The 19,984-nt window shown below is 41.2% G+C and carries 13 protein-coding genes, 2 tRNA genes and 1 pseudogene; 10 read left to right on the top strand and 6 right to left on the bottom strand.

Annotated elements, in window-relative coordinates:
• Nucleotides 1-7: 7 nt before the first annotated feature.
• On the top strand, nt 8-1,567 hold the full coding sequence (locus tag EYW48_RS12665) for a SulP family inorganic anion transporter (protein WP_053311767.1): 1,560 nt from the start codon (nt 8-10) through the stop codon (nt 1,565-1,567).
• 116 nt (nt 1,568-1,683) lie between these two features.
• Nucleotides 1,684-2,559: a DMT family transporter gene (locus EYW48_RS12660; RefSeq protein WP_053311768.1), complete on the top strand. Its 876-nt coding sequence runs from the start codon at nt 1,684-1,686 to the stop codon at nt 2,557-2,559.
• Between the two features lie 113 nt (nt 2,560-2,672).
• On the opposite strand, the gene adhE is transcribed toward EYW48_RS12660, so the two are convergent.
• Nucleotides 2,673-5,348, bottom strand: coding sequence for a bifunctional acetaldehyde-CoA/alcohol dehydrogenase (gene adhE / locus EYW48_RS12655; RefSeq protein ID WP_274672051.1), 2,676 nt, complete (start codon nt 5,346-5,348; stop codon nt 2,673-2,675).
• A gap of 625 nt (nt 5,349-5,973) precedes the next feature.
• Between adhE and EYW48_RS12650 the strand changes: the two genes are divergently transcribed.
• Complete coding sequence (locus EYW48_RS12650) at nt 5,974-6,612, top strand: YchE family NAAT transporter (RefSeq protein ID WP_053311770.1); 639 nt, start codon at nt 5,974-5,976, stop codon at nt 6,610-6,612.
• A 50-nt stretch (nt 6,613-6,662) separates the two neighbouring features.
• Nucleotides 6,663-7,526, top strand: coding sequence for an ion transporter (locus tag EYW48_RS12645; RefSeq protein WP_192076043.1), 864 nt, complete (start codon nt 6,663-6,665; stop codon nt 7,524-7,526).
• Nucleotides 7,527-7,564: 38 nt separating this feature from the next.
• On the opposite strand, the gene asd is transcribed toward EYW48_RS12645, so the two are convergent.
• A complete protein-coding gene (asd, locus tag EYW48_RS12640; protein WP_053311772.1) occupies nt 7,565-8,680 on the bottom strand; it encodes an aspartate-semialdehyde dehydrogenase in 1,116 nt (371 codons plus the stop codon).
• Between the two features lie 426 nt (nt 8,681-9,106).
• Here asd and nhaC point away from each other — a divergent pair, with 426 nt between their 5' ends.
• Entirely contained in the window at nt 9,107-10,549 is a 1,443-nt protein-coding gene (gene nhaC / locus EYW48_RS12635; protein ID WP_168521536.1) for a Na+/H+ antiporter NhaC, read from the top strand.
• Between the two features lie 58 nt (nt 10,550-10,607).
• On the opposite strand, the gene EYW48_RS12630 is transcribed toward nhaC, so the two are convergent.
• Together EYW48_RS12630 and yejK are read right to left on the bottom strand one after the other, a co-directional pair.
• A complete protein-coding gene (locus tag EYW48_RS12630; RefSeq protein ID WP_277432497.1) occupies nt 10,608-11,882 on the bottom strand; it encodes an Hpt domain-containing protein in 1,275 nt (424 codons plus the stop codon).
• Between the two features lie 87 nt (nt 11,883-11,969).
• Nucleotides 11,970-12,971, bottom strand: a complete 1,002-nt coding sequence (yejK, locus tag EYW48_RS12625; protein ID WP_053311774.1) for a nucleoid-associated protein YejK — start codon at nt 12,969-12,971, stop codon at nt 11,970-11,972.
• 84 nt (nt 12,972-13,055) lie between these two features.
• Between yejK and EYW48_RS12620 the strand changes: the two genes are divergently transcribed.
• The 4 genes from EYW48_RS12620 (at nt 13,056) to EYW48_RS12605 (ending at nt 15,492) form a co-directional block, all read left to right on the top strand.
• The gene (locus EYW48_RS12620) at nt 13,056-13,280 is read left to right on the top strand and encodes a YejL family protein (protein WP_053311775.1); all 225 of its coding nucleotides are present in this window, start codon (nt 13,056-13,058) and stop codon (nt 13,278-13,280) included.
• A 24-nt stretch (nt 13,281-13,304) separates the two neighbouring features.
• Nucleotides 13,305-15,110 carry a DUF3413 domain-containing protein gene (locus EYW48_RS12615; RefSeq protein WP_171980564.1) on the top strand — a complete coding sequence of 602 codons (1,806 nt, stop codon included), beginning with the start codon at nt 13,305-13,307 and terminating at the stop codon, nt 15,108-15,110.
• A 62-nt stretch (nt 15,111-15,172) separates the two neighbouring features.
• Nucleotides 15,173-15,249 (top strand) — tRNA-Pro (locus EYW48_RS12610).
• 152 nt (nt 15,250-15,401) lie between these two features.
• Nucleotides 15,402-15,492 (top strand) — tRNA-Ser (locus tag EYW48_RS12605).
• A 201-nt stretch (nt 15,493-15,693) separates the two neighbouring features.
• On the opposite strand, the gene EYW48_RS12600 is transcribed toward EYW48_RS12605, so the two are convergent.
• Entirely contained in the window at nt 15,694-15,996 is a 303-nt protein-coding gene (locus EYW48_RS12600) for a hypothetical protein (RefSeq protein WP_176245789.1), read from the bottom strand.
• A 231-nt stretch (nt 15,997-16,227) separates the two neighbouring features.
• On the opposite strand from EYW48_RS12600, the gene EYW48_RS12595 reads away from it, so the two are divergent.
• On the top strand, nt 16,228-19,527 hold the full coding sequence (locus EYW48_RS12595) for a hypothetical protein (RefSeq protein ID WP_277432496.1): 3,300 nt from the start codon (nt 16,228-16,230) through the stop codon (nt 19,525-19,527).
• Between the two features lie 341 nt (nt 19,528-19,868).
• On the opposite strand, the pseudogene EYW48_RS12590 reads toward EYW48_RS12595, so the two are convergent.
• A pseudogene (locus tag EYW48_RS12590) lies at nt 19,869-19,984 on the bottom strand (IS630 family transposase); the annotation flags it as partial.

The following is a 19,984-nucleotide window of genomic DNA, read 5'->3' as shown; positions in this document are numbered from 1 at the left end:
AGTACTCATGTTCGAATTTCCAAAATTTTCTAAGCACTCTGTAAAAAATGATGTGCTTTCTGGTTTAACCGTTGCCCTTGCTCTGGTTCCAGAAGCTGTAGCTTTTGCCTTTGTCGCTGGTGTTGACCCAATGGTGGGACTATATGCCGCCTTTATTGTTGGTCTGATCACTTCTATTTTTGGCGGCCGCCCTGGTATGATTTCTGGCGCAACTGGCGCTATGGCCGTGGTAATGGTAAGCCTAGTTGCAACCCATGGTGTCCAATATCTTTTTGCGGCAATCTTATTTGCAGGGCTGCTGCAAATTACCGCTGGTATCTTCAAGTTAGGTAAGTTTATTCGCATGGTGCCTCACCCTGTGATGATTGGCTTCGTCAATGGCTTGGCAATTGTGATCTTCTTAGCTCAACTTGGTCAATTTAAAGCGCCAGATTTATCGGGGGCACTTAGTTGGTTGCCAAGCGATCAAATGTTCCTAATGCTGGGGCTGGTTGCTCTAACCATGGCGATTATTCATTTCTTACCTAAACTAACAACAGCCGTCCCTTCTTCGTTAGTGGCTATTGTGACCATTACGCTATTGGTCCAAGGTCTGGGTTTAGACACACGAACTGTGGTGGATTTCTTACGCACAATGTCTGGAAATGAAGCAGCAACGCTTGCTGGAACCTTACCAACATTCGCTATTCCAAGCGTACCGTTCACTTGGGAAACACTACAAATCATTCTTCCTTATTCAATTATTTTAGCCGCGATCGGTTTAATTGAATCCTTGCTTACACTTACAGTATTGGATGAAATGACAAACACTCGCGGACAGTCAAACCGTGAATGTGTCGGTCAAGGTTTAGCTAATGTCACTTGTTCAATGTTTGGCGCAATGGGTGGTTGTGCGATGATCGGTCAATCGATGATCAACGTAAACTCGGGCGGTCGCGGACGCCTATCTGGTATAGTGGCGGCAGTGATGCTGTTGTGCTTTATTTTATTCGCTTCAGCACTGATTGAGATGATCCCGCTAGCTGCACTGGTTGGTGTGATGTTTATGGTCGTGATTGGAACCTTCGAATGGGCAACGTTTAAACTTGCTCGCCGCGTACCGAAGCAGGACTTCTTTGTCATTGTATTGGTAACGGTAGTAACGGTACTCACTGATTTAGCCATCGCTGTGGCAGTCGGTGTAATTACATCAGCACTCATGTTTGCATGGGAACACGCAAAACATATTTACGCCAGTAGCCAAATCAATGCTGAAGGCTCTAAGGTTTATCATATTAATGGACCTATCTTCTTTGGCTCTGCAGCAAACTTCCTTGAGTTATTTGATGCACAAAACGACCCACAGGATGTCATCGTTGATTTCGCACGCTCACGAGTAGCGGACCATTCAGCAATTGAAGCCATTGAAACGATCGCCGAAAGATATACTGCTCTTGGAAAAACGCTGCATTTACGACATTTAAGCCAAGACTGTCGTGCTCTGTTACATAAAGCAGGTAGCTTGGTTGAAATTAATGTAAAAGAAGATCCTAGCTACAAAGTTGCCACCGATGTTTTAGCTGGCTAACTTACACATCTTCTCTTAAGAATAAGGCTTCCGATGGAAGCCTTATTACTTTTCACTTGCTGAAGATTCCAGCGTCCCATAGCATGATGTTCTTGCATCATGGACTGGACTATTCAATGAATTGGATTTTTTTCACCTTTCTGGCTGCTTTTATGCAGTCTTGGCGTAACGCATTCCAAAGCCGCCTCGCTGGTGAAGTAAGCACCACCGGCGTCACCCTTGCTCGTTTTTTATGGGCTAGCCCAATTGCAGCACTCTATCTTGCTTTTTTGTATGGCTTACAACCGACCGTAATGCCTACCTTTTCATCTACATTCATTACCTTTATTGTCGCTGCTGCGCTGATGCAAATTGTCGCAACTGCACTGATGGTTAAATTATTTAAGTTTAATAACTATGCAGTCGGTGCAGGTCTAGCAAAAAGTGAAGCACTAGTCGCCGCAATTTTAGGCATGATATTTTTTGGTACTAACTTATCGTTTTGGGGCTGGTTAGGCGTCATCATCGGTGGGGTCGGGGTTTTCTTAATGAGCACTCAGGGCAACCTGCGACAAATGTCGCTAATGACCATTTTACTAGGACTAGGAAGTGGTAGTGCTTTTGCTCTTACCTCGTTGTGGATACGCGAAGCAAGCTTATCACTTGGGCTACCATTTCCTCACAGCGCTGCCTGGGTGTTGTTACTGGTTATCTCACTACAAACCTTGCTACTCACTACTTATCTATTCATTGTAGACAAACACACCTTAACGCAGTTATGGATACGTCCTAAGCTCACTTTATTAACCAGTACAAGCAGCTGTATTGGCTCAATTGGTTGGTTTAGCGCCATGTCATTGCAAGCAGTTCCTTACGTAAAAACACTCGGGCAAATTGAAATATTTTTTACGATGCTCATTTCTGTGTTTTGGCTAAAACAAAAAATAAAGATAAAAGATGGGTTTGGACTCATGCTTGTTGCTCTTGCTGCCATTTTGGTAATGTGGGGATAAAGCAATAAGCATAACCACACGATAATTAGAAATAAAAAAGCCCTACCAAATGGCAGGGCTCATGATTACTAGAGATGTTACGTGCTAGCGAAAACAACTCATAAAAGTATTACTTACTTTTTAGCTTTCTTTGCTTTTGGCTCTTCAGTTTTCTTAATTACTGTAGTGCCTTCAAACGTTTCGCCTTCAACAAATGCTTTACCGTAGTAAGAAGCGGTTAGAACTTCTTTCAACTCACTGATTAGTGGGTAACGTGGGTTAGCACCTGTACATTGGTCATCAAACGCTTCAACTGATAGTTGGTCTAGTTTCGCTAGGAAGTCAGCTTCTGGAACACCAGCAGCTTGAATTGATAGCGGGATATCTAGTGCAATTTTCAGCTCTTCCAACCATGCTAGTAGACGTTCAATCTTCTGAGCAGTACGGTCACCAGCTTGGCTTAGGCCTAAGTGGTCAGCAACTTCAGCATAACGACGGCGAGCTTGTGGGCTTGCGTACTGAGAGAATGCAGTTTGTTTAGTTGGGTTATCGTTCGCGTTGTAACGTACAACGTTAGAGATAAGTAGTGCGTTAGCTAGGCCGTGTGGTACGTGGAATTCAGCACCTACTTTGTGAGCCATTGAGTGACACACACCTAGGAAAGCATTCGCAAACGCAATACCAGCGATAGTAGCGGCATTGTGTACTTTCTCACGAGCGATTGGGTCGCTTGCACCATTTGCATAGCTAGATGGTAGGTACTCTTTAAGCATCTTAAGTGCTTGTAGAGCTTGACCGTCTGAGTATTCGTTCGCTAGAACTGACACATAAGCTTCTAGTGCGTGAGTTACTGCATCGTAACCACCAAACGCTGTTAGAGACTTAGGCATGTTCATAACAAGGTTCGCATCAACGATAGCCATGTTAGGAGTTAGTTCGTAGTCAGCTAGTGGGTATTTAGCACCAGTTTTGTCGTCTGTAACAACCGCGAATGGCGTAACTTCTGAACCTGTACCTGAAGTTGTAGTAATACATACAAGCTCAGCTTTTTGACCCATTTTAGGGAACTTGTAGATACGTTTACGGATATCCATAAAGCGCATTGCTAGTTCTTCAAAGTGAGTTTCTGGGTGCTCGTACATAACCCACATGATTTTAGCTGCATCCATTGGTGAACCACCACCTAGAGCAAGAATCACGTCTGGTTGGAAGCTCTTCATTGCTTCTGCGCCTTTCTCTACGATTGATAGAGTTGGATCTGCTTCTACATCAAAGAATGTTTGAACTTCGATACCTTGAGCTTTAAGAAGCTTAACGACTTCATCTGCGTAGCCGTTGTTGAATAGGAAACGGTCAGTTACTAGGAATGCACGTTTCTTACCTTCAAGATCGCTCATTGCGATTGGAAGGCTACCACGACGGAAGTAGATAGACTTAGGTAGTTTGTGCCACAACATATTTTCAGCTCGCTTCGCTACAGTTTTCTTGTTGATAAGGTGCTTAGGACCTACGTTCTCAGAGATAGAGTTACCACCCCATGAACCACAACCAAGAGTTAGAGAAGGTGCAACGTTAAAGTTGTAAAGGTCACCGATACCACCGTGAGTAGTTGGGATATTTACAAGAATACGTGCTGTCTTCATTTTGTCACCGAAGTAACGGATGCGGTCAGCATTAACGTCTTGATTAGTGTATAGACCAGATGTGTGACCGATACCGCCAATCTCAACCATTTTCTCAGCTTGCTCTACTGCGTTTTCGAAAGAAGACGCGCGGAACATACCAAGAGTTGGAGACAGTTTCTCGTGAGCGAATTCGTCATCATAAGAAACTTCACCAATACCTTCACCAACAAGGATCTTAGTATCAGCAGGTACTTTAACGCCAGCCATTTCAGCGATTGCTGTTGCAGGTTGACCTACAATTTTCGCGTTTAGTGCGCCGTCGATAAGCAGTACTTTACGTACTTTATCAGCGTCAGCTTTGCTTAATACATGAGCTTTATGAGTTGCGAAACGCTCTTTCACTTCATCATAAACTTCATCCATAACGATAACCGCTTGCTCAGAAGCACAAACTACACCGTTATCAAATGTTTTTGACATAAGAACAGAAGCTACTGCACGTTTAATATCCGCAGTTTCATCAATAACAACAGGAACGTTACCTGCACCAACACCGATAGCTGGCTTACCAGAAGAGTAAGCAGCTTTAACCATGCCTGGACCACCAGTTGCAAGGATAAGAGCAATGCCATCGTGCTTCATAAGTGCATTAGAAAGCTCTACAGACGGTTGATCAATCCAACCAATGATGTCTTTTGGTGCACCTGCTGCTACTGCTGCATCCAAAACAAGTTTCGCTGCATCGTTAGTTGAGTTCTTAGCACGTGGGTGTGGTGAGAAGATGATGCCGTTACGAGTTTTAAGAGAGATTAGAGATTTGAAGATAGCGGTAGAAGTTGGGTTAGTGGTTGGAACGATACCACAGATAATGCCAACTGGTTCAGCGATAGTCATTGTGCCGAACTCTTCGTTTTCTTCAAGAATGCCACACGTTTTTTCGTCTTTGTATTTGTTGTAAATGAACTCAGACGCAAAGTGGTTCTTGATTACTTTATCTTCAACAATACCCATGCCAGATTCTGCTACCGCTTGTTGCGCTAGAGGAATACGAGCTTGGTTAGCTGCTAATGATGCTGCGCGGAAAATTTTATCTACTTGCTCTTGAGAGTAAGTAGCGAATTCTGCTTGAGCTGCTTTTACGCGAGCTACGAGTGCATCAAGTTCAGCCAAATTTGTTACAGGCATAGTGGATCTCCTAAAAATAGAAAAATTAAAAACTCTTTATTAAGCACACAGTCTCTAAGGGTTAATTCTCTCAATGACTTAAGTAATCGTAGACTTAGTAAATTGCTTTCAGGACTGAGTATAATATTTCAGGGTATGAAAAAAATTGACTCAGATCAGTTCTGAAAAATTAATTACCCACTTAGGGGTAAAGCCCAACAAAAACAATAATTAAATCATTGAAAAATAAAAACAAAACAACAACGAGTCACATGATTAAAAAAGCTTCATTTGAACAACAAAAAATTTAAAAGCTAAAACATTTTGTAAAAAAGTTTCATTTTTGAACAATACAGGCAAAATTCATCGCCTTTTACGTGCTACTAACAGTATATCGACTATCGCTTTAAGCACCACCGACAGCTCTATATTTTATTAAAAATGTGCAGATGTTAACAATTGTGTAAAAACTAACACCATTAGCCCTCATGTCAAAAACAATTCACAAACATTACCTGTGTCGAATTAGTTTTTCTCAGCAATGAAACGCCAATAACTTTAGTTTTTTTCATTCGTGATATTCTCTGGTTTGGCTTACATTACGTACGAAATATTTCATCTAAGTGATCGCTCCGAGACTGACGCCATGCAAACCATTGAGCTAGCCATTTTCTTACAGTTTTTCTTAGGTTTAGTCGCCGCAGTTAACCCTGTCGGTATTATGCCTATTTTTGTGTCCCTAACGGGGCACATGACACAAGAAGAAAAGCACAAAACAGCCGCTACTGCGAATATTGCTGTTGCTGTGATCTTAATTGTTTCGCTTCTCGCTGGGCAGCTTCTTTTAGATATGTTCAGTATTTCACTCGACTCATTCCGTGTTGCCGGTGGTCTGCTTTTGTTAAGCATCGCGTTTTCAATGATGAGTGGTAAGTTAGGTGAAGATAAGCAGAACAAACAAGAAAAATCTGAATACATTAGCCGCGAGCAAATTGGGGTAGTACCTCTTGCCATGCCATTAATGGCTGGCCCAGGTGCCATCAGTTCGACCATCGTTTATGGTTCGCGTTATCCAAGCCTGTTTGATACCGTCGGGATCGCCATTACCATTATTGTGTTTAGTTTGTGCTCATGGATGCTGTTTCGCTCAGCGCCATACATTGTTAGGCTGCTAGGTCAAACAGGGATTAACGTGATCACACGGATTATGGGCTTAATTCTCGGTGCACTTGGTATCGAGTTCATCGCTAACGGATTAAGAAACTTGTTCCCAGGATTGGCGTAACACTCTATTAACGCTATGATATTGCGACCTACCTACTGTGTCGCAATATCATGTCTCAGCAATCTATTAAGCATCACCTTTACATCATCATCTTTGGTACTCATACCAAAGCGGGCCGGGCTTTTGATTTATCACTGATCATTGCAATCATGATATCTCTATCGATACTCATTCTGGAGTCAATACCCGAAGTAGCTCAGGTATGGGGTTCATGGCTACGATATGGTGAGTATGCATTTACCACGCTATTCACACTCGAATACCTGCTTAGATTATACTGTTCACCAAAGCCTAGTGCTTACGCAAAAAGTTTTTATGGCGTTGTAGACCTTCTTGCTATTTTGCCTACGTATATTGCATTTTTCTTCCCTGGCGCCTCGTTTATGGGTGTGATTCGCCTACTGCGTGTGTTGCGTATTTTCCGCATCCTCAAGCTGGTTCGTTATTTACAAGATTCAAATATTTTGCTTCGTTCATTAATGATGGCAAAAAGAAAAATATTCATATTTTTCAGTGCAGTTGCCATTCTTGTGACTATATTTGGCGCGTTAATTTTTGTGATTGAAGGGCCAGAGCACGGATTTAACAGCATACCCGAAAGTATTTACTGGGCGATTGTGACTATTACCACCGTTGGTTATGGAGATTTGGTTCCCAAAACTGCACTAGGTCAAGGTATTGCTGCGATGACGATGCTATTAGGATATTCGATTCTGGCAGTACCAACCGGCATCATTACCGCTGAACTGAATAATGAAATGTACTCACACCGCCAGTTAGTCAAATGCCCAAATTGTTCACAAAGCGGTCATGAATCAGACGCCTTATTTTGCAAGCATTGTGGTAGCCAACTAGCAGATCCAGAGAAGAGAGTCGTTCCAATTGAGAGCCATCAAAAAGAAGAGCGCCTTTAGGCGCTCTCGGTAGAATACGTTTTTCTGAAAAACAATATTTATTTCTTTTCAGCCAGGATAATGCGTAAAGTACGACGTAATGGCTCAGCAGCACCCCACAAGAGTTGGTCACCAACCGTAAAGGCATTTAAGAAATCATCACCCATTGCCATTTTACGCAAGCGGCCAACAGGAATTGACAATGTACCCGTCACTTTTGCTGGGCTTAGTTCTTGAGCGGTAATATCACGATCATTTGGAATCACTTTAACCCAATCATTGTGGGTAGCAATCATCTCTTCAATCTCATCCATTGGCACATTTTGCTTTAGCTTAATCGTCAATGCTTGAGAGTGACAACGCATTGCACCGATTCGCACACAGGTGCCATCGATTGGGATTGGTGAAGATTGAAGACCGAGGATTTTGTTCGCTTCAACGCCCGCTTTCCACTCTTCTTTGCTTTGACCATTATCACGTTTAACGTCAATCCAAGGGATAAGAGAACCAGCTAGTGGCGCACCGAATTGATCCGTTGGGAAAGAAGACGAACGCATGGTTTCCGCAACTTTTCTATCAATGTCTAAAATAGAGCTTGATGGATTTGCAAGCTCTGAGCTGACTGAATCATTAATAACGCCCATTTGTGAAATAAGCTCGCGCATATTCTGCGCGCCTGCGCCAGAGGCCGCCTGATAAGTCATGGCACTAGTCCACTCGACAAGACCTTTTTCATACAGACCACCTAAGCCCATTAACATAAGGCTGACAGTACAGTTACCGCCAACAAACGTGTTGGTGCCAGAATGAATACCTTGCTGGATTTGTGCTAAGTTAACGGGATCTAAAGTGATGATGGATTCTTTGTCCATACGGAGGGTGGATGCCGCATCGATCCAATACCCTTTCCAACCCGCTTGTCGTAATGCCGGGTAAACCTTTTCAGTATAGCTACCACCCTGACAAGTAATCACCGCATCGAGTTGTTTTAGGCTATCAATATCGTAGGCGTCTTGCAGAAGACCCGCTTCTTTTCCTAAAGAAGGGGCAGGAATACCGATTTGGGATGTACTGTAAAAAACAGGCTCAATCAGATCGAAGTCTTTTTCTTCAACCATACGCTGCATCAATACAGAACCGACCATACCACGCCAACCAACTAAACCTACTCTCATCGCGCTAACTCTCCGTGTATCTAAAAAAGTAAAAAATGTACCCCACCATCTATAAGTGGTTCAGCATAAAATCTCAAGACTTTCTTGGTAAAAATCGTTACTTTTTGTTCTGAAATACCCCTTATTCACTAAAAATGGCCAAGAGTTAGGAAATCACCATTTAAGTCGTTATTCAGAATTTAATAATAAACCAGACGCTAAATTATCACGCCCCTGTTACACAATAAAACCATGTTACAAAACATTTCGCTCTATTAATTTTAACCAAAAGCAACATTTAATGCTATTAATTAACCGAACGAACGACACGAATCACATACGAGAGGTTTAATGTCGATATATTATTCTGGGTAATGTAAAGTGCAGGCGAACTCAGTGAGGGCATGAAGATGCCTTTGGCTCATAAATCTGACAAGAGGCTCTTTTATGACGCAAGTCCCCCAACGCCTGCCAAGCATAATGCAAGTTATTATTGCGCTAGGCTTATTCCTATTACTCGCATTTTCGTTTACTGCTCAACTCGATTTACCTATCCAACTCGCTCTATATATTGGTTGGTTTATCATCATTGTGTTGGGTGTTAGATTGGGTCACCAATATAAAGATTTAGAAAAAGCAGCACTTAATGGTATTTCTAACGGCTTAGGCGCTGTTTTAATACTTTTAGCCGTTGGTGCACTAGTGGGGACTTGGATCTCTGGCGGAATCGTACCAACCATCATTTATTATGGCCTTCAGGCAATACATCCTTCGATTTTCCTTCTTGCCACAATGATTATCTGCTCTCTGACTGCGTTAGCGACTGGTACATCATGGGGCGCAGCAGGTACAGCCGGCATTGCAATGATGGGTATTGGGCAAGGTCTAGGTGTTCCTGCGCCAATAACTGCTGGTGCTGTACTATCTGGCTGCTATTTTGGCGATAAGATGTCACCGTTGTCAGATTCAGTGATTCTTGCTTCATCAATGTCGAACGTTGAAGTCATGGAGCATATCAAAGGGATGCTGCCCATTGCTTTAATCAGCTACATCATTACTGGCATCATGTTTACACTGTTTGGCTTCCATTACGCAGGTAATGTCGATATGTCTCAGGTTCAAGGTGTTATTAAAGCCATGGAGACACAATTCTACATTACGCCGTATTCATTTGTTCCTGTATTGATTGTCCTTGGCCTGTTGGCTATGCGTATGCCGTCTTTCCCTGTCATTAGCTTCGGCTCATTGCTTGGTATTATTTGGGCGGTGATGATCCAAGATGTCGATTTCCTACGCGCTTTCAATACCGCTTGGGCTCCTTATAGTATTGAATCTGGCGTTGATTTTATCGACTCGATACTAAACCGTGGCGGTATGTCATCAATGTTAGGCTCAGTCGCTGTGATCGTATTTGGTCTTGGATTTGGTGGTTTACTGGATAAAGTTGGAGTTTTAGAAACCATAGCTAAGCTATTCGAGCGCCGTGTAACAAGCGCAGGTTCTCTGGCTACTAGCACAATTGGTACGGCATTTATGGGTAACGTTTTCGGCTCTGCAATGTATGTATCCTTGATACTGACGCCTAAAATCTGCGCGAAAAACTACGACCGATTAGGTTACCAACGCAAGAATCTATCACGTAATGCCGAATTTGGTGGCACCTTAACTTCAGGCATGGTTCCATGGAGTGATAATGGTATATACATGGCGAGTATTTTAGGTGTTGCAACTCTTTCTTATGCGCCCTTCATGTGGTTAAGTTTTGTGTGCATCATCGTCACCATATTTACCTCATATATGGGTTGGTTCGTTGATAAATGTGACCCTACAACACCAACAGAAACCGATGAAGAACTTGCCGAACTCAGCTTAAAAAAACAGTCCGTTTAGCTAAGTAATCTGTTTAACAAATAAAAAGCTGAGCCCATTTTGGTGCTCAGCTTTTTTGTTATTTGTCTAAATGAAGCCGCGCACTCTCAATGGCAGAAGATAGATATTTAGCCAAAAGGTGAAGTTGTTCTTCACTAGGTATTGAACCGTTATCTAACACCTGCTCAATCTCATACGAGATCTGCTTTAAACCTTCAGCACCTAAATTTGCTGCCACACTTTTTAAGCTATGTACTCGCCTTCGAGCCGCTTTTCTATCGGAATGAATTAACGACTCAAGTTGCTCTGCATCTTGACTATGATCTTGAATAAAGACACCGAGTAACATTTGTACTGAATCGTTATCTCCATTTAGGGCATCTAGCATCTGCTGCACATCCACCTTTGACTCAGCATATTTAGGCGTTAGCGCTGCCGTATCAATAATTTCATTTACCTCAGCCTTCTGCACTTTAGGTTCTTTTACAACGGTTCCTTCTTCATCTGGCTCAACCGTTTCCGAGCCTACCGCCACTTGACTCGAAATGCTTAACAACCAGCCCATCAACAACAGTGCGATGGCACTAATAGCGGTGATCACATAACCATATGATTTGAGCAAATAATGATATTGATCCTCAACATGGGTAATTTGTTGATAGATAGAATGACGCAATAAGTTCTGTACTAAATAGGCTCCTTGGGCATATTGGTTCAGTAGTTCCGAAGCTTGTGCTAACGACTGCTCTAATTCTTGCTTTTGCGCTGGAGGCAACTGTTGAGCTTCAACATAGAGCCTATCTAATGTGCGATATATTTGAGGATTTTGCTCCATATCGCTAAACATCGCTTCAAATACATAGGCACCCAAAGTTGTGTATTTTTGTTGTACTTCTGGGGGAGTAGTCGGCTTATCACGCAATAACTTCAACTGTTCAACTAACTCTTGAATCTTTAACTCAATCGACAAATAAGATCTTGTTAATTGGATATATCGATCTGTTACGTGCAACAGTTGCTGAATATCAGGCTGAAAAAGGTGTACCCGATGTTCCACCTCAAGCTGTAAACGTAACGAATAGAGTAACTGAATATTCAAAGCCAAGTCATTAGCACGAGCGGAACGGTACGGTTCTTTGAAATAAAGTGAGCTTCTTAATTCATCAACGCTATTGCCGAGCTCTTCTACTGCTGACATTGTTTGGTAACTGGAATGGTTCTGCCAATAAACAGTACCAATCAAAGCTGCCCAACCGAGAAGGATCAACAGATAATATCTGACTTTAATACCATTCCATTTCCTATAACCAAACACTTGCGCTACCACATCTAATTTACAATTAAATACAAGCATATACCTAAAGTAGTGAGCCTGCTCTGTTACCGATTAAAACGATGACAAAAAAAGAGAGCCATCTCAAGCTCTCCTTCTCATCAGTTTTTAGCGATTTCGTGTTAGTTGATCACGTAGATTAGGCGGCGTCCCTTTGATGGTCAACGTGTCCGTCTCTGGGTCGTAAAAAATACGCTCACCCAGCAACAGGCTATCAAAGCTAACATTTAGTCCCCCACCAGCACCAACAAATTTAGTTAGCTTACGTACGGTAGAACGATCACCGGGAAAACTGTCTTCAAGATCATAGCCATGCGCTGCAGTATACTCTAGGAAACTGGTTCCATCTTGGCTTGGGGACAACTCACCAGACAACTCGCGAACTTGAATCTCTTCGCCTGCTTTAATCTGTTCGTTACAGTAGTCGTACACTTGCTTTTTGTAATTTATCGCTTCATCTTTTTCTAGCTTAGAATCAGAGCAGAAATCTTGCACCGCTTGCATCAATACTTGGTTTTGAACCTTGGTATCTAAACCTACATCAGCTTGCAGAAAATCTAAAAAGAAATCAGATACTTTGCGCCCTACACGCCCTTTGATATAAGCAAGGTAACGATTCGATTCTTTGTCGGTTTCAAAGCTGGATAAGTCAATACGAGCAACAATATCCATTTTGCTAATATCGAGATAATCGGTGGCACTAATATCCAAACCTTCTGTCACTTTCAAACTTTGGTTAAGAGGCAGGATCCCGATAAATAAGTAATCGGTCGCGAGAGACTGATATTCAGCCATCACTAAAATACCTTCATCGGCAAAAGGATATTTTGACAATTCTTCTTTTAGCCTCTGGGCACTAACTTGAGAAAAATCATAAAAATTACGCTCACCTTGGCGAAGTTCCTGCAACCAAGTTTGAAAATCACTGTCAGATTTAAACGAACCAAAGCCTTTACCTGCCTTCGAGTTAAATACGCGATGCAGCTCTGCGACTAGGTTTTCTGTGGAAGTATCATTATCTAAAGATTGTGAGCGGTACTTAACAACCAGCTCGTCTTGTTCATTTTTGCTCAGTTGGTGCAAAATCACATTGGTAAGGTGAAGGCTCATAGTGAAATTATCATCGTTCTGGTTTCAGTTGTAAGGCATTGTAGGTTATCATAAGCCGCTTTTACTATCATCATTAGAGTCTTTATGCCAATTACATCTAAATACAGCGACGAGAAAATTGAAACGATTTTGACTGAGGTTGCTGCCATTCTCGAAAAACACAGTGCCTCTCCAGAGCTCACTCTTATGATTGCGGGAAATATTGCAACCAATGTCTTAAACCAGAACGTTGCAGCTTCACAACGCAAGACGATTGCTGAAAAATTTGCTCATGCTTTAATGTCGTCTCTAGAAGACAACACCCACTAATAAGAATGTATAGATAGAAATCACATGGTAGATAGCGAAAATACATACGGTGAACGCGTATCACGTTTGGTTGGTTGGGGGCATTGGTTTGCTTTCTTCAACATAATAGCAGCGATGCTTATTGGTACTCGATACATTGTCCAATCACCATGGCCTGAAACCTTGCTAGGGCAATTTTACCTGGCGTTTTCATGGGTTGGGCATTTTGGGTTTCTTGTTTTCGCTCTCTATCTACTCGTGCTATTTCCTCTGACATTTGTCATTCCGTCACGCAAACTATTTCGTTTTGTGGCGGTTTGCTTTGCTACCCTAGGCTTAACGACTTTATTGATCGACACTCAAGCCTACCAAGCAATCAATCTCCATTTGACCCCAATAGTATGGGAGTTACTGTTTACCGATGAAGCCAGTACGATCAGCGCTGACTTGCAACATTTATTTGTTGTCATGCCGCTCATTTTTCTGTTGCAGCTTGGCTTGTCCGAATGGGTGTGGCGTAAACAAAGAAAATTATCACACAAGCACGTTGGTCGCCCAATCGCGGCTGTCTTTTTTGTAAGCTTTATTACTAGCCATTTGATATACGTTTGGTCTGACGCTTATTTAGAAAGTTCTGTGACCAGTCAAAAATCGAATTTTCCTCTTTCCTATCCAATGACAGCAAAATCATTCATGGAAGAGCATGGGTTATTTAACCGTGACGAATATCTAAAACGCTTAAAAGACAAGCCTGATAATGTTGACCTGGTTCGTTACCCTATCGAACCACTTAAATTTGAACGCAGAGCCAATAACCTGAACATTTTACTCGTTAGCGTAAACAATTTAAGAAGCGATGTATTGACACCAGAGATCATGCCAAGTGCTTATCAATTTGCCAGCCAAAACTTGAAATTCAATAATCATTACAGTTCAAGTAATGATATGTTTGGTATTTTTGGCCTCTTTTACGGTCTGCCTAGTAGTTATGCAAGCAGTATTCGCTCTCAAGGTGAATCACCAATATTGATTAATGTTCTTCAGCAGCAAAACTACCAATTTGGTCTGTTCAGTGGTGATAATTTTGATGACTCACTCTATGAAGAGACGGTATTCAGAAACCTGAATGTATCAAAAGCACCATTCAACAAAAACAGTAGTCATGACGAACAAACTATTGAACGCTGGGCGAAATGGGTGCCACAACAGGCAAATAAACCTTGGTTTAGTTACTTGGAACTTACTACGGTTGATAACTTTAATGATTTTGATAAATCACCGACCAAAAGTAGTACCAGTGACCGTTTAAGAGCTGGCTATAATAACTCGGCCAATTCAGCTGACAAAGAACTCGGACTACTGTTTAACAAACTAGAAGAATTACAACTGCAAGCAAATACTGTTGTCGTGATCACTTCTAATCATGGCGCTGAATTTAATGAGACTAAAACCAATAGTTGGGGCGCAAATAGCAACTACAGCCGCTACCAATTACAGGTTCCGATGATTATCCATTGGCCTGGTAAAGTCGCAGGGGAATATTCACATCGCTCAAGTCACCTCGATTTTTCAGTAACTCTGCTTCAAGATCTACTAGGAGTTTCTTCTAACCCAACCGATTTTAGCAGTGGCAGAAACTTGTTTAATGAAAGCAAGAGAAAGTGGATTTTGGCTGGAGACTCAAGAGAATTAGCGCTCATCACTGCAAAGCAAACCACGGTTATCGACAAATTTGGCAACTTCAAGCTATTTGATGAAAACTATCAGCGCCAGAGCAATACCAGCCCAACGCTACCAGTGCTGATGCAGGGCTTAACCGAACTGCAGCGTTTTTATGCTAAAGATAATTAAATCAGGCTGTTAGAACTATTGTCTCTTGACGATAAAAAGAAAAATGAGTAGATTACGCAAATCGGACTGTAGCGCAGCTTGGTAGCGCACCGTCATGGGGTGTCGGGGGTCGGAGGTTCAAATCCTCTCAGTCCGACCATACACCTAGAAAAGAGAGCTTCGGCTCTCTTTTTTTATATAAAGAACATATATCTTTTGATAAAAAATACCATTAAACGCACACAAAACAACCAAACGGTCGTTTTGGCACTTTACAAGTGAAAACAGTATCGCTAATATGCGCAACAACACGGAGAGATGGCTGAGTGGTCGAAAGCACCGGTCTTGAAAACCGGCAACCGTTAATAGCGGTTCTAGGGTTCAAATCCCTATCTCTCCGCCATATTAAGAGACAACCCACTAGAAATAGTGGGTTTTTTCGTATCTGAAACCTCGAGATTCATATTGCACAGAAAGGTAATATGACAACATCACGCTTGCACTTGGTCAGGTTCAGTCTGCCGATGACTGCACCATAGTACAAAAATTTGGATCGTAACGGTAGGCAATAGCAGTTTTCGTCTGCGCATTTAAATTAACCCATTCAGTCATGCGAGCAACAGCAAAAATAACATCCTCTGCACGTTGTACCATTTTCTGGGTGTATTACGCTTGAGGGTCTGAGTAATCCGGCAACCACGAGCGTATCAGAAGGCTGCAGAGTTTTTGACGTGTACCAAAATGAAATCCCTATGTCTGCATCAAACTTCCCTAAATCAATGAGTTGGCCTTTATAACGGCGTTCATAGAAATGAACATCTCCCACTGCCACTAAAGCCAGTTCGAAATCGATGGCTCCGTAAGCAACTTTAAAACCGGGTAAGTGGCCGTTACTCTTGTCCCCCATTTAATTCCATAAAAATCTTCATTTTATTATAAATGACGTATTTCAAGCTTATAGTTATATATCATTAGCATACCCTTCAGCCCAACATATAAATCACTGCAAATATCATGATTTTTCACTACATTTTAAACGCAAAAACAATAATGATGCATAGCGCCCAGTAGCATATTAAGCCTATTTATATTTAGCGAACAACTAGCGAAACTATCAATCTAAATTGCAGAGAATTTTATGCCATACACAGTACCGCCACGATCTCATACAACACCGGCCATGCAACATAGAATAAGCACAGGTCAGCATCAGCGATATTTCTTCGGCACACAAATAAAAAGTATACGTAGGGCGGGTTTTCGTACGAAAAGACCACCAATAAGCTCCCGTAATTATAAAAATCTAGCAGCTCATAAACCTGTTGAGGGTTGCTTTAAGCCAGGGCTGACAATGACGGTTCTTACATTACTGCAGTTGGCAGCTCTTTCACAACACAACTCTCTTTTACCGTCAGCACAAAAGCGCTCAGAAAGCTCAGCACTCTGTATACCGCCAGTTAAACCTAACAGAGATATCCTGCCATATAGGACACCATCAACAGTCCCATCACTACCCCTTATACAAACTCACCAATTACCGCCATCTGAAAGTAAAACAGGCCGCAAACCGTGGAGTTTATTACCTGTAGCAGAGGCATCTCCTTTACCGGCTAATAGCAATAAAGGTTTACCTTCAACAAATGACCAACGCGATTTTGAAATGGGTGAAGTCCTCGCAGAACTGAGCCATCTTATTTCTATCAATGACTCGACCAATTTATTACACATCTTCGACCTTTTAGAGAGAATCGATGTATTATTAGAGTTATACCCAGACCATCAAACACGGTCGTACTTTCCCCCCGGATTAGAGAGTGCGGCTCTGCATGGAGAAACGCCGCTACAGCGTGGAGCAAGAGAATGGGCAACAAAGAAGGGGTGTATTCCATTAGATTTTTTTCCCACTGACGGAACAACAAAGCACAAAGTCGGGTTTGTTTTGCAAAAAATTGCACGTTTTATTAAGAGTCCATCAAAAGAGATCATAGCAAACACTGCTGTATTGACGGCAACATTATCAGGATCTCCCTGCCTACCAAAAGCTGCAACGCCTGGTATAAATAAAGCCAGTATTGCTTCAGACTTTATATTAGCTTCATCTGTCGGTCTCGGGAAATATGCGGCATCCGTTGTTATTGGTTCTGCCTTAGAGGAAACAGGGCATTCACTTATGGTCGGGAGAGTAGATAAAAATCATCTTTTACAAAGCACAAAAGAAACACTCACATCATTAGCTACCCTAGCTGCATTTCACGCCGCTGGAAAAGGCCTATCTAAAGCCATCAACAAACTATATCGTAGCCCGTATTATACATCGGTCACAAAATACCTGGCTGATAATACCGCTAAATTTTTGGAAATCATTGGCCGCCAAGCTGAAGGTGTACTGCCAGCAGAAGCATTGGAACAGCTAAATAAAATAACTAAAATTGTAGGCATGTCTACCGAACATTTAACCGATCAGAAAGTATTGGTTCGAAAATACAATCGCAACTTTGGAAGCATGGCAAGAACAACATACGAAAGAAGCACAGATGCGCCAACTCTGAAAACTAGGGTATATTATGGGGAGATACCTCATGCACTAATACAAGATGTTGATGGTCAAACTATCGTTGTTGAACTTGGTATATCAAGCCCAGAAAACCCTAGCGCTAAACTATCTTCTCCGAAAATAACGGTTAATGGTGAGCATATCCGATTAAATTCAATTCGGTTCGAAAATGAAGATAAAGGGTTTATTGGCATTAGTGCTGGTGACCAAGAGCACAGAGTGCTTTTTGATCACATCACGGGGGAATGGAAACCTATTGAAATTTCGCAAAGAGAAATTAATAACGCAGCAATGCTCTCACCTAGAGGTGACAACAATTTTATGCCATTGAAAATTTTGGCAACGGATAAACAATCCTTCGCAGCTTTGTTACATGAGCATCCAAATTCGCATAATAAAGAAGATCAACTAATAAGAGCAAATGAAATACCTGCAGATATTCCGGTATTCCTCGGGATATACAAAGATAATATCATTCCATATATTGCCTATGCGGGTTTTGAATTACCAATTACTCGCGTTGTTATTGGTGATATCAATCAAATTAGAGTATTAGACCCAGTAAAAAATCAACCAACTGAGTATATTGTTAGATTTACAAATTATGGAAAAAAAGTAAACATCGATTCTGATATTTCATTAGCAGGCTGCAATCGATTGAAAAGATCTATAAATAGTCGAGTTGACTGCGATTTCACAGTAGGTGATGTGGGCAACGACTTGACTCAACCGCATGTTTTAAATAAGATATTTTCTATTGAAGGTATATTTACGGACGGTAAACGCTCCCTTAGTTTCAATCAAATTCATGCTGAAAATATACATTTTATATATTTTGATATAAACACAGGATTAATATACATCCATCCTTATAACTCTGAGCCAAGCTTAACAAAAGCATACAAAATCATTCCTATTGATAATGATAAAATCAGACTTCAAGATGCACTTAGTAATGACGAAAGTACGACTTTTACCCCTGAACAAACAAACTCTCTTAAAGTTAATTTAGGTCTAAAAGAGACTGATTTATACCCAATTACTAAAGATGATTATAACTTTAAAATTCCCAACCGCGTTAACATGTTCTGGGTTGGACCTAATCCATTCCCCCACATAGAACAGTTGAAAGCAAGCCTCAAAAATACAGCCAGTAAGAACACAAAATTTCATATTTTCTTTGATAGTCATGATGCAAACTACGATAAAGTAAAATCAGAAATATTGGCGCTTGATGGTAAAGAAAGAATAGAAATTCATGATATAAGAACAGACCCTCTTATGAAAAACCTAGTTGATAATAGAGCATATGAGGCAGCTAAAATAAATGGTTACCCAGCATTTCTATCCGATATAGCACGATACACCATTCAAGGAACAAATGGGGTTGGTGGGGTATATATAGACTCGAAACATACAGTGGTAACAATGTCCGATGAGCTAGGTTACATTGATGAAAGTGGTCTCCTTGGTGCAAGTAACTTGTGTAAATCGTCTTCGTCTATTAATAAATATATATTTAATAACGATGTTATCGTTACTTCAAATTTAGGCAGTGAATTTTTGTTAGGATTGGCTGAAAAGGGGTTGAAAGTTCTCTCTGATACTGTGGAGGAAATAACTAATCACATTCCAAATAAGTTTGGTAGTTCTGATTTAACTAAGTATTTAGTGAAAGAATTCGGCGTTTCTGGCTTTTCAAATGAAATACAAAAAGTATCCCCATTAGCTAGGTATGCACGAATTAGGCTTATTCATGAAGGGAGGTTTATGGATGTTGATTGGGATAATGCTGCATTTCAATTTACCACCAATCAAGATGAGCTTGGAGCTAATGTTAAGATAGGCGAATACGCCCAGTCATGGAGGCACAGAAAAAAATAAATAAACTGCATTTCCTATCCTCAACACTAATCTATCAACATTGAACCATTATATTTAAAAACCAAGGGTCACAAGAATAGTGTGGTCCTATGACAATTTTTGTAAATTAAAAAATTTAAGCATGGGAATGACACCATGAGCAACTTTAAAAAGTCAATAATAAACGTATGAACTGATAAAAAAGTACATATCACTTTTTTTCACTACATAACAAGAGAAATAAGCGTAATAATATGAGTCATTTTAGTTTTTAACAGTGGAGTTGGATTTCATATTATGAAACATAAAAAATTTAATAAGTCATTAATTGCCTTGTCTTTGACCCTAGGGACTATACCGAATCAACTTGAAGATGCAGGCTTGAGAACCTGAAAATGATCATTAATTCGAGATGTCAAAGAGCCTGCGATCTCTGGAAGAGTCACAGAAAAAAATTGGTCTATTGCCGCCTTGAAGT

This window comes from Vibrio sp. 1180_3, from assembly GCF_029478545.1.
In the GTDB taxonomy this organism is placed as follows: domain Bacteria; phylum Pseudomonadota; class Gammaproteobacteria; order Enterobacterales; family Vibrionaceae; genus Vibrio; species Vibrio aestuarianus.
This window is presented reverse-complemented; position numbering and strand designations above follow the sequence as displayed.

Bases quoted from the DNA above. Each gene is read 5' to 3' on its own strand.
- EYW48_RS12665 (WP_053311767.1), top strand. From the start codon at position 8: ATGTTCGAATTTCCAAAATTTTCTAAGCACTCTGTAAAAAATGATGTG.
- EYW48_RS12660 (WP_053311768.1), top strand. From the start codon at position 1,684: ATGAATTGGATTTTTTTCACCTTTCTGGCTGCTTTTATGCAGTCTTGG.
- adhE (WP_274672051.1), bottom strand. From the start codon at position 5,348: ATGCCTGTAACAAATTTGGCTGAACTTGATGCACTCGTAGCTCGCGTA.
- EYW48_RS12650 (WP_053311770.1), top strand. From the start codon at position 5,974: ATGCAAACCATTGAGCTAGCCATTTTCTTACAGTTTTTCTTAGGTTTA.
- EYW48_RS12645 (WP_192076043.1), top strand. From the start codon at position 6,663: ATGTCTCAGCAATCTATTAAGCATCACCTTTACATCATCATCTTTGGT.
- asd (WP_053311772.1), bottom strand. From the start codon at position 8,680: ATGAGAGTAGGTTTAGTTGGTTGGCGTGGTATGGTCGGTTCTGTATTG.
- nhaC (WP_168521536.1), top strand. From the start codon at position 9,107: ATGACGCAAGTCCCCCAACGCCTGCCAAGCATAATGCAAGTTATTATT.
- EYW48_RS12630 (WP_277432497.1), bottom strand. From the start codon at position 11,882: ATGCTTGTATTTAATTGTAAATTAGATGTGGTAGCGCAAGTGTTTGGT.
- yejK (WP_053311774.1), bottom strand. From the start codon at position 12,971: ATGAGCCTTCACCTTACCAATGTGATTTTGCACCAACTGAGCAAAAAT.
- EYW48_RS12620 (WP_053311775.1), top strand. From the start codon at position 13,056: ATGCCAATTACATCTAAATACAGCGACGAGAAAATTGAAACGATTTTG.
- EYW48_RS12615 (WP_171980564.1), top strand. From the start codon at position 13,305: ATGGTAGATAGCGAAAATACATACGGTGAACGCGTATCACGTTTGGTT.
- EYW48_RS12600 (WP_176245789.1), bottom strand. From the start codon at position 15,996: ATGGGGGACAAGAGTAACGGCCACTTACCCGGTTTTAAAGTTGCTTAC.
- EYW48_RS12595 (WP_277432496.1), top strand. From the start codon at position 16,228: ATGCCATACACAGTACCGCCACGATCTCATACAACACCGGCCATGCAA.